Raw genomic sequence first — 15,184 nt, forward strand, 5'->3', positions numbered from 1 at the left:
AACGTACCGCCAATCGTGGTGGCCTGCAACGCGCCCCGCTCAGCTCAGTCGAGCTGGCCCTGGCAGACGTACTTGGTGTGAAGGTAATCGTCCAGCCCGTGAACGGAGCCTTCCCGGCCGTAGCCGGATTCCTTCACGCCGCCAAACGGTGCGGCCTCCGCGGCCAGCGCGCCTTCGTTGATGCCGACGATGCCGGTCTGCAGCGCTTCAGCCACGCGCCAAATGCGGCGGACGTCCTGGCTGTAGAAGTAGGCGGCCAGCCCAAACGGCGTGTCGTTGGCAGCGGCAATCACCTCATCTTCGGTGGTGAACCGCGTGAGCGGCGCGACGGGGCCGAAGGTTTCTTCGCAGGCGCAAGCCATGGTGGCATCGGCGTCGATCAGCACCGTGGGTGCGTAGTAGTTGGCGCCGAGCTGGGTCAGGCGCGCACCGCCGGTCAACACCTTGGCGCCCTTGGCGATGGCGTCCTGCATGTGTCGGTCAATCTTGTCGACCGCGCGCGCGTTGATCATCGGGCCGATTTGCGAAGTCGGGTCTGTGGCCGGCCCGACGCTGAGCGCTGCAACGCGTGCGGCCAACTTGGCGGCAAACGTATCGTGCACGGCGTCGTGCACGAACACGCGGTTGGGGGACACGCAGGTCTGCCCGCCGTTGCGGAACTTGGCCGCCATGAAGCCTTCGACAGCGGCATCGATGTCAGCATCTTCGAACACGATAAAGGGCGCATTGCCACCGAGTTCCAGCGACAGCTTCTTGAGCGTGTCAGCACTGCGGCGCGCCAGATGCTTGCCGACCGGCGTGGAACCCGTGAACGTGATCTTGCGCACGCGGGCATCGTCCAGCCAAACGTCTACCACCTCAGGCGTCCGCTCGCGCGAGGCGGTCACGATATTGAGCACGCCCGGCGGAACGCCGGCTTCCTGTGCCAGACGCACGAGGGCGAGCGATGTCAGCGGCGTGTCTTCGGCGGGCTTACAGACGACGGTGCAACCCACCGCGAGCGCCGGGGCGATCTTGCGCGCGATCATCGCCGCCGGGAAATTCCACGGCGTGATGGCCGCCACCACGCCCACCGGCTCCTTGAGCGCAAACATGCGCCGGCCCGGCACCGGCGCAGGAATGATCTCGCCATTCATGCGCGTGGCTTCTTCGCCAAACCATTCGATGTAGCTCGCGGCGTAGGCCACTTCGCCCTTGCTTTCGGCAAGCGGCTTGCCCTGCTCCAGCGAGATCAGCTTGCCGAGATCATACTGATGCGCGAGCACCAGATCGTTCCATCGCTTGATGATCTGCGCGCGCTGTTTGGCGGGTACTTTGCGCCAGGCCGGAAAAGCAGCATGCGCTGCATCCAATGCAGCACGCGCCTCGGTTGCTCCCGAATCTGGCACGCGGGCGATGACGTTGCCGGTGGCGGGATCGGTCACATCCAGCAGCGGCCCGGCTGCTGCGGTCCATTCGCCGGCGATGTAGTTGGCATTGCGGATCAGGTCGGTGCGGGTCAGTGTGAGAGACATGGTTCAGATAGATGGAATGTCGGCGATCAGGCAGCAGCAACCAAAGAGGCAATTGCCTCGCCCACTTGCGTGGTGTTGGCCGTGCCGCCCAGGTCTGGAGTGCGGGGGCCTTCCTTCAACACGGTCTCGATGGCCGCGACAATGGCGTCGTGCGCGGCGCGTCCGGCACCCTGCCCCTGCGTCAGAAAATCGAGCATCAGCGCACCCGACCAGATCATCGCAATCGGGTTGGCGATGTTCTTGCCGTAGATGTCCGGCGCCGAGCCGTGCACCGGCTCGAACAGCGATGGGAACGTGCGATCGGGGTTCAGGTTGGCGGAAGGCGCCAGGCCAATCGTGCCCGTCGTCGCGGGGCCAAGATCGGACAGGATGTCGCCGAACAGGTTGGTGGCGGCCACCACATCGAAGCGACCCGGCTGCAGCACGAAGCGCGCGGTCAGGATGTCGATGTGCTGCTTGTCGAGCGTGACGTCGGGATATTGCTGCGCGACTTCATCTGCACGCTTGTCCCACCACGGCATGCTGATGGCGATGCCGTTGCTCTTGGTGGCGAGCGTCACGTGCTTGCGCGGGCGGCTTTGTGCAAGGTCAAAGGCAAACTTGAGCAGCCGCTCTGCACCCTTGCGCGAGTAAACCGATTCCTGGATGACGATCTCGCGGTCGGTGCCTTCGTACATGATGCCGCCGAGCGACGTGTATTCGCCCTCGGTGTTCTCGCGCACGACGTAGTAATCGATGTCGCCGGGCTTGCGGTTGGCCAGCGGGCACGGCACGCCTTCGAACAAACGCACCGGGCGCAGGTTGATGTATTGATCAAACTCGCGGCGGAACTTGAGCAGCGAGCCCCACAGCGAGACGTGATCGGGCACCGTGGCCGGCCAGCCGACCGCGCCGAAGAAAATCGCGTCCATGCCCTTGAGCTGCGCCTTCCAATCGTCGGGCATCATCTGACCGTGCTGCTGGTAGTAATCACAACTTGCCCATTCGATGGCGTGGCACTCCAGTTCGAAGCCGAAGCGCTCTGCCGCCGCCTGGATGACGCGCAGGCCTTCGGGCATGACCTCCTTGCCGATGCCGTCTCCGGGGATGATCGCGATGCGGAATGCGGGAATCATGTCGTTCCTTTCTTTTGTTAGACGGAGACCGCCACGGACTGAACCGTCGTGCGGTCCCGCTCATCCAGCCAGCCCTGGCGCAATTCGGGCACCGAGTTGGCAAGTTGCACGTAGTACGGATGGTGCGGGCCACGATCGAAATCGGCACGCGCCACCTGCGTGAGCTTGCGGCCGTGCTGCATGACGACGATCTCATCGCACACCGCGCGTACCGTGTGCAGATCGTGGCTGATGAAGAGATACGACACGCCCAGGTCGCGCCGCAGGTCGGCCATGAGGTTGAGCACCGCCGCACCGACCACGGTGTCGAGCGCGGACGTTACCTCGTCGCAGAGGATCAGATCCGGCTCGGCTGCGAGGGCACGCGCAAGGTTCACGCGCTGCTTCTGACCGCCCGAGAGTCCGCCCGGCAGCCGTTGGGCCACGCTGTGCGGCAAGCGGACGAGATCCAGCAACTCGCGAATCCGCCGTTGCAACGCCTCGCCCTTCAACCCCTTATAGAACTGCAGCGGCCGCGCCAGAATGCGCTCGATGGTGTGTGACGGGTTGAGCGCTGTGTCGGCCATCTGGAAGACGATCTGGATGCGTCGCAACGCGTCGTGTGAGCGCTTTGCCAGCAAGGGTTCGAGCGCCTTCCCGTGGAACGTCATGCTGCCCTCGCACGGCGCAATCAACCCAGCAATGGCACGCGCCAGCGTGGTCTTGCCCGAGCCCGATTCACCGATCACGCCGATGGCCTGCCCGCGATAGAGCTTGAAACTGATGTCGTCGAGGATCCGCGTGGCGGGTTGGCCCTTCGCATCGAGCGGGCCATAGCCGGCGCTGAGGCCGTCCACGTCGAGCAGCAATTCGCCTTCGCCCATGCAGTGCTCTGCCGGGCGCGCCTTGGGACGCGCCGCCGCCAGCAAGCTCTTGGTGTAGTCGTGATCGGGCGTGGAGAGAATGCGCGCGGTCGGGTTGATCTCCTGCATCTGGCCGTCACGCAGCACCAGGATGTGGTCGGCCATCTGTGCCACCACGGCCAGGTCATGGCTCACATAAACGGCGGTAGCACGGCGCTCGCGCACCACGCGGCGGAACGCTCGCAGCACTTCGATCTGCGTGGTTACGTCCAGCGCGGTAGTCGGCTCATCCAGAATTACCAGATCCGGATCGATGATGAGCGCCATGGCGGCCATGAGCCGCTGCAACTGCCCGCCTGACACCTGATGCGGATAGCGCTCGCCAATGGTCTCGGGATCAGGCAATGCCAACTCACGGAACAACTCCACGGCCTTGGCCTCGGCTTGCGCACGGGACATCGTGCCGTGAATGCGTGCCGGTTCCACCACCTGGTCGAGAATGGTGCGCGACGGGTTGAACGAGGCCGCTGCACTCTGCGCGATATAGGCGACGGTGCGCCCGCGCAACGCACGTTGTTCAGCGGCTGACAGGTGCAGCACGTCAATGTCTCCAATGCGCACGCTGCCCGATGCAATCTCACAACCCCGGCGCGCATAGCCCATCAGCGCCAGCGCGGTGGTGGTCTTGCCGGAGCCCGACTCGCCGATCAAGGCAAGCACTTCGCCAGGCTGAATGGCAAAGCTGAGGTTATCTACGAGGGTCTGATCACCTGCGGTGATGCGCAGGCCTTCCACGACGACGGACGCGCCCATGTTCAACGCCCTCCGCGTTGGCGGGCCTCCCGGCCCGGCAGGTTGTCGATGACGATGTTGACGGCGATGGTCAGGCTTGCAATGGCCAGCGCCGGCACGATGACCGAAGCGCCCGCATCCGGAAGCGCGCCGATGTTCTCGCGCACGAGCGAGCCCCAGTCGGCCGATGGTGGCTGAATACCGAGGCCGAGGAAGCTCAGGCTGGCCAACAGCAGTACGACGTACACAAAGCGCAGCCCCAGATCGGCCAGCATGGGCCCGAGGATGTTCGGCAGAATCTCGCGCAGCATGATGTACAGCGTGCCCTCGCCGCGCGTGCGCGCCACGGTCACGTAGTCCAGCGCGTTGATGTTGACCGCCAGCGAGCGCGCAATGCGATACGCACCCGGCACGTAAATGATCGCAGCTGTCGTCACCAGCATCGTCACCGAAGAACCGAAACCGGCCACCATGAGCAGCGCAAACATCTTGCTGGGGATGGCGGTCAGCGTATCGAGCACGCGGCTCACAGTGGCATCAACCGCGCCGCCCATGGCGGCGGCAAACAGCGCGAGCACCGTGCCCGTGCCGCTGGCCAGCACGGTCGCCACAAGCGCAACGCCCACCGTGTAGCGGGCACCTTCCACCACGCGGACGAACATGTCACGGCCGAGGTAGTCGGTGCCGAACCAGTGGGCCGCGCTCATGGGCCCAAACACGTCGCCGTTGCCGTCCCCGCTGGTGATCAGATGCGCGGGCAGCAATGCCGGCCCGACCACGGCCGCCAGCAACCAGAACACCAGCACGGCCAGCCCGATGAGGCCCGCGACGCCGAAGCCGTCCAGCAGGCGTCGTATGACGTGGCGCGGCGCGGGCGGCGCAGGAGGCGTGCCGGCGGGCAACGTTGGGGAAGTTGGCGTGGGTTCCATCGTCAGGCTCTTGTTCATAGGGTCAGCATTAGCGATGGCGCAGACGCGGGTTGGCGACAATGCCCAACACATCGGCAGTGGTCACGAGCAGCAGATAGCCCGCGCAGAAGATCATGGCGCAGGCCTGCACCAGGGGCATATCGCGCTGCGACACGCCGTCGACCATCAGCTTGGCGATGCCGGGGTAGTTGAAGATCGTCTCGATGATGATCACACCGCCCAGCAGGTACGACAGCGACAGCGCCACCGCATTGGCGATCGGCCCCACCGCATTGGGCAACGCATGCGCGAGCACCACGCGCATCGGCGAAGCGCCTTTCAGGCGGACCATCTCGATGTACGGGGCTTCGAGCTGGTCGATGACCGCGGCGCGGCTCATCCGCATCATCTGCGCGACGATCACGCAGCACAGGCTGAGCACTGGCATGGCAAAGGCCTGGAGCATCTGGCCGAGCGACTCGATGTCGTTGACGTACGACAGCGCGGGCAGCCAGCGCAGCTTGACAGCAAACACCAGCACCGCGAGCGTTGCCACCAGAAACTCCGGCACCGACACCACAGCCACAGAAGCAGTGGAGGCCAGCCTGTCGAACCACGAGCCGCGCCACACCGCCGAGGCAATGCCAAGGCTGAGCGCGATCGGCACCGAGAACAGTGCCGTCACCGCGGCCAGCAGCAGCGAGTTGGGCAGGCGGCTTGCCACGAGTTCGGCCACCGGCATCTGCGTGGTAGTGGACTGCCCGAGGTCGCCGCGCGCAATGCCGGCGAGCCAGTGCACATAGCGCTGCGGTGCCGGCACGTTCAGGCCCATCTGCGCGCGCAGTGCAGTCAGGGCTTCGGGCGTGGCGTCCTGCCCCAGCTGCTCTTGTGCGGCGTCGCCCGGCAGCACGGCGGTGATCGAGAACACGATGACCGACACCGCCAGCAACGACAGCAGCGCCAGCAGGACACGCCGCATCAGCAGCTTGAGGATGACTCGATTCATGGCAGCACCTTCATCACCTTGTGCAAGAACGCCGGCACGCCGTCAGGCTTCAAGCCAGACGTTTTCGGCAAACGAATAGCCCATCAGGCCACCCAGGGGGATCGGCGCCAGGCCCTTGAGCTTGGTCGTGTGCCCGTCGATGCTGGCCAGGAACAGCGGAATGCCGATGCCGGCCTCTCCGTGGATCATCGTCTGCATGTCGGCATACATCTGCTTGCGCTTGGAAACGTCAGTCTCGGCGCGGGCGGCGGTGAGCAACTGGTCGAACTTCGGGTTCTTCCAGCGCGACTCATTCCACGCTGCATCGGACTTGAAGAACTGCGTGAGGATGGTGTCGGCACTCGGGCGCGGGTTGACGTTGCCGAAGCCGACCGGACTGTTGAGCCAATGGTTGGACCAGTAACCGTCGGCTGGCATGCGCTTGATGTCGAGGTCCAGACCGATACGCTGGCCCGTCTGTTGCAGCACCAGCGCAATCTCCACGGAATACATGGCCGCCGGCGATGCCACCACCGGAATCTTTCCGGTCACGCCCGACTTCTGCAGGTGGAACTTCGCCTTGTCAATGTCGAACGCGCGCTGCGGCAGTTCCTTGAAATAGAAACGGTTGGTCGGGTCGATGGGCTGGTCGTTGCCCAGCACCGCGTGGTCCAGCGCGATGGTCTTCTTCATCTGTTCGCGGTCGAACAGGTACTTCATCGCCATCACGAAATCGGGATTCGCACCCGGGCCCGTGTCGCGACGCATGATCAGATCGGAATACTGCCCGGATTGCGTGGTGAAGATCGCGTAGCCGGGCGTGCTCTTCACACGCGCCACGGCGCGCGGGTTGACGGAGGCCACCAGGTCCATCCCGCCCGACAGCAGCGCATTGACGCGCGCGCTTTCGTCGCCGATGCCGACGAACTCGATCTCGTCCAGATACGGCTTGCCCGGTTTCCAGTACCCCTCGTTGCGCACGACGACCGTACGCACACCAGGCTTGAACTCTTTGAGCTTGTACGGTCCGGTGCCGATGCCGGCGTTGAAATCGGTCGTGCCGTCCTTGACGATATGGAAGTGGAAAGTGCCCAGGATCACCGGCAAATCGGCGTTCGGGGCAGTCAGCACCACCGTGACTTCGTTCGGGCCGGTGGCTTTGACGCTCTCGATCTGGTCGGCCAGCACCTTGGCCTTGGAGGCGGTGGCCGGATCTTTGTGGCGCATGACGGAATACACCACGTCCGCAGGGGCCAGCGCCTTGCCATCGTGGAAGGTCACGCCCTTGCGCAGGGTCAGCACCCAGGTCTTGGCATCGGCCGTGTGGTACGACTCGGCCAGCGCGGGGCGCGGCGTCAGGCTACCGTCCAGAACAAACAGGCCGTTGTAGACCATGTTGCAGCGCACGTAGTCGTTCTGGTTCGACTGCTTGGCCGGGTCAAGCGTGTCGGTAGCTGCCGCCGTGGCCGCCGCCACGCGGATGCGCCCACCGCGGCGCGGCGTCTGTGCATACGCGCTGACGGCTGTGCCCGCCAAACTGCCGGCCAGCGTGGCCTGCATGCCACCCGCCATCAGCATCTTCAACACGTCGCGTCGCGAGGCACCGCGCTTGAGCGACTCCATCACGCGCAGGCTTTCGGCGGGACCGACAAGGTTCTCGAACTCGTTATGGCTGTCGCTCATGGTGGGGCTCCTGATGGATCTGAATGGATAGCGTTGCGATCGTTGGATACTGCGGAAGACTGCGCTTGCGGCACCGCTCAGGCGAATCGGTCCTTGAGCTGGTAGTACATGCCGACCGCGGGCAAAAACCACGGCGGGCCAAAGTGACCGGGAATGGCGCCCCACGCGCGGTCGCGCCACGGGTTGGCAGCAGCGTCGCCCGCCATGACCGCGGCCATGCGCTCGCCCATGTGTACGGACATCTGCGTGCCGTGGCCGCTGTAGCCCATGGAATAGAACAGGCCTTCGTGCTCGCCAGCGTGCGGAAGGCGATCTTGTGTCATGTCGACGAGGCCGCCCCAGCAGTAATCGAGACGCACGTCGCGCAACTGTGGGAAGGTCTCCGTCAGGCCGGCGCGCAGGATCTCCCCGCTCACCGCATCCTGCTGCGGGCTCGACACTGCAAAGCGCGCGCGACCGCCGAAGACCAGCCGGTGATCCGGCGTGAGCCGGAAGTAGTGGTGAATATTCGCCACCGTCACATACGTGCGGCGCGCTGCCAGCAACGCGTGCGCACGCTCAGCACCCAACGGCTCGGTGGTGACGATAAAGCTGCCAATCGGGACGATGCGCCGGCGCAACCAGCCGAACGTGCCATAACCGCCATGGCGCGACGCGCCGGTCGCGAGCAACACCTGCTTGGCTTCGACCGTGCCGCGCGTGGTGTGGAGGCGATGCACCTGGCCCTGCACGCGCTCGATACGCTGCACACAGGTGCGCGTATGGACTTGTGCACCCTGGCGTTGTGCCGCAATGGCCAGGCCTTGCGCAAAGCGGCCCATGTGCATCTGTCCGCTGCGCTTGTAGAGCAGGCCGCCATGAAAGCGCTCGCTTTGCACTTCGTCTCGCACGCGGGCGGCATCGAGAACCTCCACGTCCGCATCCACACCGTCTGCGATCAGGCGATCGGCACTACGCTGCAGCGCCTCCATCTGATGCGGCCTGGTGGCGAGTTTCAATTTGCCGTTGCGTTGAAAATCGCAGGCAATGCCCTCGTCGCGCACAATGCGCTCAACCGTATCGACTGCGGCGTCGTAGGCGTGATACCAGGCGCGGGCGCGGTCTACGCCCACCTTGGCGGCCAAGTCCGCATAATCCACAGCCAAGCCGTTGTTCACGTGGCCGCCGTTGCGCCCCGACGCCTCCGGCGCCACCATCTCGCCCGCTTCCAGCACGACCACGCTGGCGCCGCGCCGGGCCCACGCCAGCGCCGCCGACAACCCCGTGAACCCTCCGCCAACGATGACCACGTCCGCCTGCGCCGGCAGATCGTGTGCCTGCAGCACCAGCGGCGGCACCGAGTCGTTCCAGTAGGAGTCGAGTTTCATGGAGGTCATGTGGGGGCGATAGAGACTCTGCTTAAAGGCCGACAACACCGGGTAGACCGCTGATGTCCTGAATCTCGGTGTAACGGTACGCCGGATTGCCCGGGCCGTGGCCGCGGTTGACGAACACCTTGTTGACGATGCCGAGGTCATCGGCCGACATCAGGTCGTAGCGCAGGCTGGACGACACGTGCAGCACGTCTTCCGGGTTGCAGCCCAAAGAATCGAACATGTATTCAAAGGCCTTCAGGCGCGGCTTGTAGGCCTGGGCCTGCTGCGCGGTGTACACGCGGTGGAACGGCGCACCGAGCATCGCCACGTTCTTCTGGATCTGCGCGTCGTCTGCGTTGGACAGGATCACCAGCGGGATTTCCTTGGCGACCTTGGCAAGACCTGCCGGCACGTCAGCATGCGGGTCCCAAGTCGGCACGGCATCGTAATAGGCCTGACCGTCGGTGTCGAAGTACTGGATCTTCCATTTCTTGCACAGGCGGCGCACGGCGTTCTTCAGTACCACCTCGTACGGTTGCCAGGCGCCCAGCACCTCATCGAAGCGGTAAGCAGTGAAGTCGGCAATAAACTGCTCCATCTGCTCGGCCGGAATGCGATCGGCAAACAGCTCGCGCGTCATCTCGCCCATGCGAAACCGCGTGAGCGTGCCATAGCAGTCAAAGGTGATGTACTTGGGGCGGAAAGTCATGGTCTGAAGTCCTAAGGTCCTGAAGGTCGCTGCATCTATGCAGTCTTTGCAGCACGGTTATGACGAAATCATTGAAGCACGCAGACTCGCAACGGTTGTAGGGAAATGCGCCGTCTCACGTGAGAAAGCTGCTGTTTCCGATGGCACTCGCGGCATGCCATGCGGTCTGCACCGCCGGCGTGCCGCACGCACCGCCGAGGCACGCTAGTGCGTCGCAGCAAAATCGATCAGCACACTTTTGAAGCGCAGGTTGGCCTCCACGGCTTGCCGGCCCAGATCCTTGCCGATACCCGATTGGTGATAGCCGCCCGTGGGGATCACGAAATCTGCGCTGCGCCCATAGCGGTTGATCCAGACCGTGCCCGCCGCGATGCCACGCATGGCTCGCAGCGCGCGTCCGATGTCTGCGGTGTGTACCCCGGCGGCCAGGCCGTAGTGTTCGTGCGCCGCGAGTGCCAGACCTTCCTCTTCATCGTCGAAGGTCTGCACTGTCAGCACGGGGCCGAAGATTTCTTCCTGCACGGCCGGGCTGTCGGCGCGCACGCCTTCGAGCAGCGTGGGCTGGAAATACGCCCCGCCAGGCCCGTCGCCAAACAGGCCGCCGCCGCAGCGCACTTGCGCGCCGGCATCGCGCGCACGCTCCACGATGTCGAGAATGCGCCCCGCCTGGGCTTGCGAGATGATCGGCGGCAGCGTGGCCGTGTCATCCCAGGTGGCGCCAGGCCGCAGCGCGGCAAAGCGTGTGGTAATGCGCTCGATCAATGCCTGGGCAATGTGCCGCTGCACGATCAGGCGCGAGCCAGCCACGCACACTTGCCCAGCGTTGCCGGTGATGGCGCCCGCGACAATGCCTGCCAGCCGGTCGATATCGGGCGCGTCGTCAAACACGAGTTGAGGGCTCTTGCCGCCCAACTCCAGCGTGACGGGCTTCGGACCATGCGACGCACAGGTCGCCATGATGGCGGAGCCCGTGCGCGTTGAGCCGGTAAAGGTCATCTTGGAGATCAGCGGGTGGCGCGTGAGTGCGTCGCCGGTGGTGCGGCCATCGCCCTGCACCACGTTGAACAGGCCCGGCGGCACGCCGGCTTCGATGGCCAGTTCTGCAAGTCGGATGGCGGAATACGGCGTCAGCTCGGATGGTTTGAGCACGACAGCGTTGCCGGCTGCCAGCGCCGCACCGACCTTCCACGAGACCATCACCAGCGGGAAATTCCACGGTGTGATTGCGCCGACCACGCCATAGGGTTCGGCCACCACCATCCCCAGGTTGTCGTGCCGGGTGGCCGCCACGTCGCCGCCGAGCTTGTCGGCGTATTCGGCAAAGAAACGCAGTCCTTCGGCGGTGAATGGCACGTCCCACGCCGCCGCATCGCGCAGCGGGCGGGTGGAGCACACCGCTTCAAGCGGCGCCATGTGCGCCACGTCGGCGTCGATCAGATCGGCCCAGCGGCGCAGCACACGCGCCCGATCGCGTGGGGCGCGGCGCGCCCAGTCCGTCGTGCGCCAGGCGCGCCAGGCGTCTTGCACGGCAGCATCCACGGTGGATGCGTCAGCCAGCGGCAGTTCTGCATGCACTGCGTTATCGGAGGGGCGCCGCACGGTGATGCGACCTGTATCTGTGACGAGCCTGCCGCCGATGAAATGGCCAGCGGGCACACGGATGGTCTGAGGGTCGAAAGTGGCCACGAATTTGGGGGCGCCGGAGCCCGGCACCCATATCGAGATGAGGTCATTGATGCTAGGCAGGAAGGCTCGGCATTTGTGTTCGTAACCGCGGGCGCTACCGCATCGAATTGCGAAACCGACACCCTCGACAGACGATGCTTGCAAATTGCGGGCAAACCCGAATTCGCTCTGGCTCCGCGCTGCGATGTCGTCCAAGATAAGTGCCGGTGCCACCTTCATCCTTCGCCGGAAGGAACCTCCCATGTCTTCCTCGTCCGTACCTGCCCAGAATCTTCCCGCCGACGACGGTGTGGTGCTGCGCCCCATGACTGCCGACGATCTGCCCCAGGCACATGCCCTGTCGGAAGAGCAGCGCTGGCCGCACCGCCCGGCCGACTGGGCGCAGAGTTTTGTGCATGCCGAAGGCATCGTCGCCGAGCGCGACGGCGAGATCATCGCCACTGCGCAACGTTGGCGCTGGGGGCCGCGGCACGCCAGCATCGGGCTGGTCATCGTGACGCCCGCATGCCAGGGCCGGCGCATCGGCCATCGGCTGATGAGCGCGCTGCTCGATGGCCTGGACAACCACACCGTGCTGCTACATGCCACCGCCGAAGGGCGTGGCTTGTATGAACGACTGGGCTTCGTGCGCACCGGCGAGATCCGCCAGCACCAGGGCATTGCGCAACCCACGCCGTTGATCGCCCTGCCCGCCGGCTGGCGCCTGCGCCCCGCCGGGCTCAATGAATCTGAGGATTTGCGCCGGCTCGACGCCCAGGCGCGGGGCATGCCGCGCGATGCATTGATCGACGATCTGCTCGCCAGCGCAGATGCCTGCGTCGTGCTGGACGACGACGGCGAGGCGCGCGGCTTCGCCATGCTGCGCCGATTCGGTCGCGGCCATGTCATCGGCCCGGTGATCGCCCCGGATGCCGAAAGCGGCAAAGCGCTGATCGCGCATCTGGCGGGTGTCAATGCCGGCCATTTCACACGCATCGACATCGATTTCGACAGCGGCCTGGCCGAATGGCTGGAAAGCATCGGCCTGCTGCGCGTGGATGCGCCCACTACCATGGTGCGCGGCGAGCCGCTGACCACACCACCCGGCGCGCCCGCGCTGTTTGCCATCGTGACCCAGGCCATGGGTTAAGCCTCGAACATTGCGCCGACCGCTCATCGTGACCACCACGTTCCTCTACAAGTCCGACCCTGTTCGCGGCCGGCAATGGGCGGAGGTATTCCGCCAGCGCGCACCGGACATCGACTTTCGCATCTGGCCCGACGTTGGTGATCCGCTGCGGGTGCGTTTTCTTGCGGCGTGGGAGCCGCCGGCCGATATCGCTACGCACTTCCCCCACCTGGAGGTGCTGTTCTCCTTGGGTGCCGGGGTCGATCAATTCAACTTTGCGGCGCTCCCCCCCACGCTGCCCGTGGTGCGCATGGTGGAGCCCGGCATCGTGCGCGGCATGGTGGAGTACGTCACGCATGCCGTGCTGAGCCTGCACCGCGATATTCCCGCGTACCGCCGTCAGCAACAGGCTGAACAATGGCGGCCGCTGCCGGTGCGGCCCGCCAATGAACGCCGCATCGGTGTGCTGGGGCTCGGTTCGCTGGGGCAGGCCGCGCTGACCCAGTTGCAAGGGTTCGGCTTCGATTGCGCAGGCTGGAGCCGATCGCGCCACGCAATCGACGGCGTGCAGTGCTTTGCCGGGCAGGAGGAACTGGCGGCGTTCCTGGCACGCACCGACATCCTCATCTGCCTGATGCCGTTGACCGATGCCACACGCGGCGTGCTCAATGCAGCGTTGTTTGCGCAACTGCCGCGAGGCGCCGCGCTGGTGCATGTCGGCCGTGGCCCCCAGCTTGTGAACGACGACCTGATAGCGGCACTGGACAGCGGGCAGCTCAGCGAAGCCATGCTGGACGTGACCGACCCCGAGCCGCTGCCCGCCGGCCATGCGTTGTGGCATCACCCGCGCATCCACATCACGCCGCACATTGCCAGCATGACGCAGCCGCTTTCTGCGGCAGCGGTTGTGATCGACAACCTTCACCGCTTCGCTGCGGGCGAGCCCATGGTTGGGCTGGTGGATCGCTCGCGCGGCTATTGAAATGAGGCGGGAGAGCATGCGCGGCACGATGTCTAGCGGTGCCCTCACAACAGCAGCCAACACATCACGACCAAAGACCGCATCCACGCAGAGATCGGCGAAATCCTGCTCGGCAAGAAGCCAGGAAGGGAGCGCGATGACGAAATAGCGATCTTCGACTCCACTGGCATGGCCATTCAAGACAATACGACTTCGACGAAGATCTATCAGAACGCAATAGCACGCAGCGTCGGCACTTTCTTTGAATTCATCGGCTAGGGCATTTCACGTGCGCAACTACCCTACTCTTCAGGACATTCTGGAAGCTCGAGAGCGGCTGAGACCTCACATCAGGCATACGCCCTTACTGCGTGCGGAAAAGATTGAGAAGGCCGTCGGCTGCGAGCTTTATCTCAAACCTGAAATGCTCCAAATTACTGGGGCGTTCAAGATTCGAGGCGCCTTGAATAAGGCCTTTTCCCTGTCAAGGGAAGAGATTACCAACGGCATCATCGCGACATCTTCTGGCAATCATGCGCAAGGGCTCGCCTATGCCGCAAGAATGCTGGGCGTGAAGGCATTTCTGGTCCTTCCCGTTACCACACCAAAAATCAAGATCGAGAATACGAAGGCCCTCGGCGCAGAGGTCATCCTCTTCGATGGCGACACCGCTGCCAGGTGGAAGAAAGTGCATGAGATTGCCCAGGAAATGAAGTACGCGGTAGTCCACGCATTTGAAGATCCTCTTGTAATGGCGGGGCAGGGAACGATCGGCTGCGAAATACTGGAGGATCTGGAAGACGTGGAAACTGTGATCATCCCGATGGGCGGCGGCGGCCTTGTTTCCGGAATCGCGACCGCCATCAAGGAAACGAAGCCGTGGGTCCGTGTCGTGGGCGCTGAGCCTGCCTTGACCCCCAAGTACCATCACAGCAGGCTCAACAAACAACGCACATCGCTTCCTTTGGCAAATACCGTTGCCGATGGTTTGAGGATCAGCGTTCCAGGCGAAAACCCGTATCCCATTATTGAAAGATATGTGGACGAGATCGTCCTGGTGGAAGACGAGCACATCATTGCCGGCATGCGTGTTCTTGCCAAAGACGCAAAACTGATTGCCGAACCGGCTGCCTCAATCGGTGTGGGAGCCTTGTTGGCCGGCGCCGTCAAAGTCCGGGCGAATGAAAAAGTGTGTGCTGTATTGAGTGGCGGAAACTGGGATCTATCCGACCTTGCCGATATATACCGGCCGGCATGATTTCTAGGCAGGATGCTCCACATCCGACTCGGGGAGCCGTGGCTCGCAGGCAGCAATGTCTGCGAGCTCTTCTTTTTTAGCGAGCGCCCGGATATTTCAATCACCGAGAAGACCAAGATCGCGTTCGTGGCTGCCGAAATAAGGCTCCAAGCCACGCTCGGCACGATGTGCTGCGGCTGCCCAAACAACAGCAGCACACTGCGTTTCCTGCCTGCAAAGCAGCACCAAGGCTGCGAGTGCTCGGCCTACTCTTGAGTCCATTGATTGC

At 64.2% G+C, this 15,184-nt stretch carries 13 protein-coding genes; 4 read left to right on the forward strand and 9 right to left on the reverse strand.

Annotation, left to right across the window (positions count from 1 at the left end; genetic code table 11):
• Window positions 1-44: 44 nt before the first annotated feature.
• The 9 genes from ACEN9T_RS03745 to ACEN9T_RS03785 form a co-directional block, all read right to left on the reverse strand.
• Window positions 45-1,514, reverse strand: a complete 1,470-nt coding sequence (locus tag ACEN9T_RS03745) for an NAD-dependent succinate-semialdehyde dehydrogenase (protein ID WP_413706472.1) — start codon at window positions 1,512-1,514, stop codon at window positions 45-47.
• A 26-nt stretch (window positions 1,515-1,540) separates the two neighbouring features.
• Window positions 1,541-2,629 (reverse strand): tartrate dehydrogenase, encoded by a 1,089-nt coding sequence (locus tag ACEN9T_RS03750; RefSeq protein WP_413706473.1) that lies wholly within the window; start codon window positions 2,627-2,629, stop codon window positions 1,541-1,543.
• Between the two features lie 17 nt (window positions 2,630-2,646).
• Window positions 2,647-4,284, reverse strand: a complete 1,638-nt coding sequence (locus ACEN9T_RS03755; protein ID WP_092971172.1) for an ABC transporter ATP-binding protein — start codon at window positions 4,282-4,284, stop codon at window positions 2,647-2,649.
• Window positions 4,285-4,286: 2 nt separating this feature from the next.
• Entirely contained in the window at window positions 4,287-5,210 is a 924-nt protein-coding gene (locus ACEN9T_RS03760; RefSeq protein WP_413706474.1) for an ABC transporter permease, read from the reverse strand.
• A 10-nt stretch (window positions 5,211-5,220) separates the two neighbouring features.
• On the reverse strand, window positions 5,221-6,177 hold the full coding sequence (locus tag ACEN9T_RS03765; protein WP_092971171.1) for an ABC transporter permease: 957 nt from the start codon (window positions 6,175-6,177) through the stop codon (window positions 5,221-5,223).
• A gap of 42 nt (window positions 6,178-6,219) precedes the next feature.
• Window positions 6,220-7,839, reverse strand: coding sequence for an ABC transporter substrate-binding protein (locus ACEN9T_RS03770; RefSeq protein WP_092971170.1), 1,620 nt, complete (start codon window positions 7,837-7,839; stop codon window positions 6,220-6,222).
• 77 nt (window positions 7,840-7,916) lie between these two features.
• A complete protein-coding gene (locus ACEN9T_RS03775) occupies window positions 7,917-9,206 on the reverse strand; it encodes an NAD(P)/FAD-dependent oxidoreductase (protein WP_413706475.1) in 1,290 nt (429 codons plus the stop codon).
• A gap of 31 nt (window positions 9,207-9,237) precedes the next feature.
• Window positions 9,238-9,903 (reverse strand): haloacid dehalogenase type II, encoded by a 666-nt coding sequence (locus ACEN9T_RS03780; protein ID WP_092971169.1) that lies wholly within the window; start codon window positions 9,901-9,903, stop codon window positions 9,238-9,240.
• 204 nt (window positions 9,904-10,107) lie between these two features.
• Window positions 10,108-11,589 (reverse strand): aldehyde dehydrogenase family protein, encoded by a 1,482-nt coding sequence (locus ACEN9T_RS03785; protein WP_413706476.1) that lies wholly within the window; start codon window positions 11,587-11,589, stop codon window positions 10,108-10,110.
• Window positions 11,590-11,830: 241 nt separating this feature from the next.
• On the opposite strand from ACEN9T_RS03785, the gene ACEN9T_RS03790 reads away from it, so the two are divergent.
• From ACEN9T_RS03790 to ACEN9T_RS03805, 4 genes are all read left to right on the forward strand, one after another.
• A complete protein-coding gene (locus ACEN9T_RS03790) occupies window positions 11,831-12,718 on the forward strand; it encodes a GNAT family N-acetyltransferase (protein ID WP_413706477.1) in 888 nt (295 codons plus the stop codon).
• Window positions 12,719-12,746: 28 nt separating this feature from the next.
• On the forward strand, window positions 12,747-13,679 hold the full coding sequence (locus ACEN9T_RS03795) for a 2-hydroxyacid dehydrogenase (protein ID WP_413706478.1): 933 nt from the start codon (window positions 12,747-12,749) through the stop codon (window positions 13,677-13,679).
• Window positions 13,680-13,784: 105 nt separating this feature from the next.
• Window positions 13,785-13,937 carry a hypothetical protein gene (locus ACEN9T_RS03800; protein WP_413706595.1) on the forward strand — a complete coding sequence of 51 codons (153 nt, stop codon included), beginning with the start codon at window positions 13,785-13,787 and terminating at the stop codon, window positions 13,935-13,937.
• Window positions 13,938-13,947: 10 nt separating this feature from the next.
• A complete protein-coding gene (locus tag ACEN9T_RS03805; RefSeq protein WP_092971167.1) occupies window positions 13,948-14,916 on the forward strand; it encodes a threonine/serine dehydratase in 969 nt (322 codons plus the stop codon).
• Window positions 14,917-15,184 lie beyond the last annotated feature (268 nt).

It is taken from the genome of Ralstonia sp. Ralssp110, assembly GCF_047325135.1.
Taxonomy (GTDB): domain Bacteria; phylum Pseudomonadota; class Gammaproteobacteria; order Burkholderiales; family Burkholderiaceae; genus Ralstonia; species Ralstonia mojiangensis.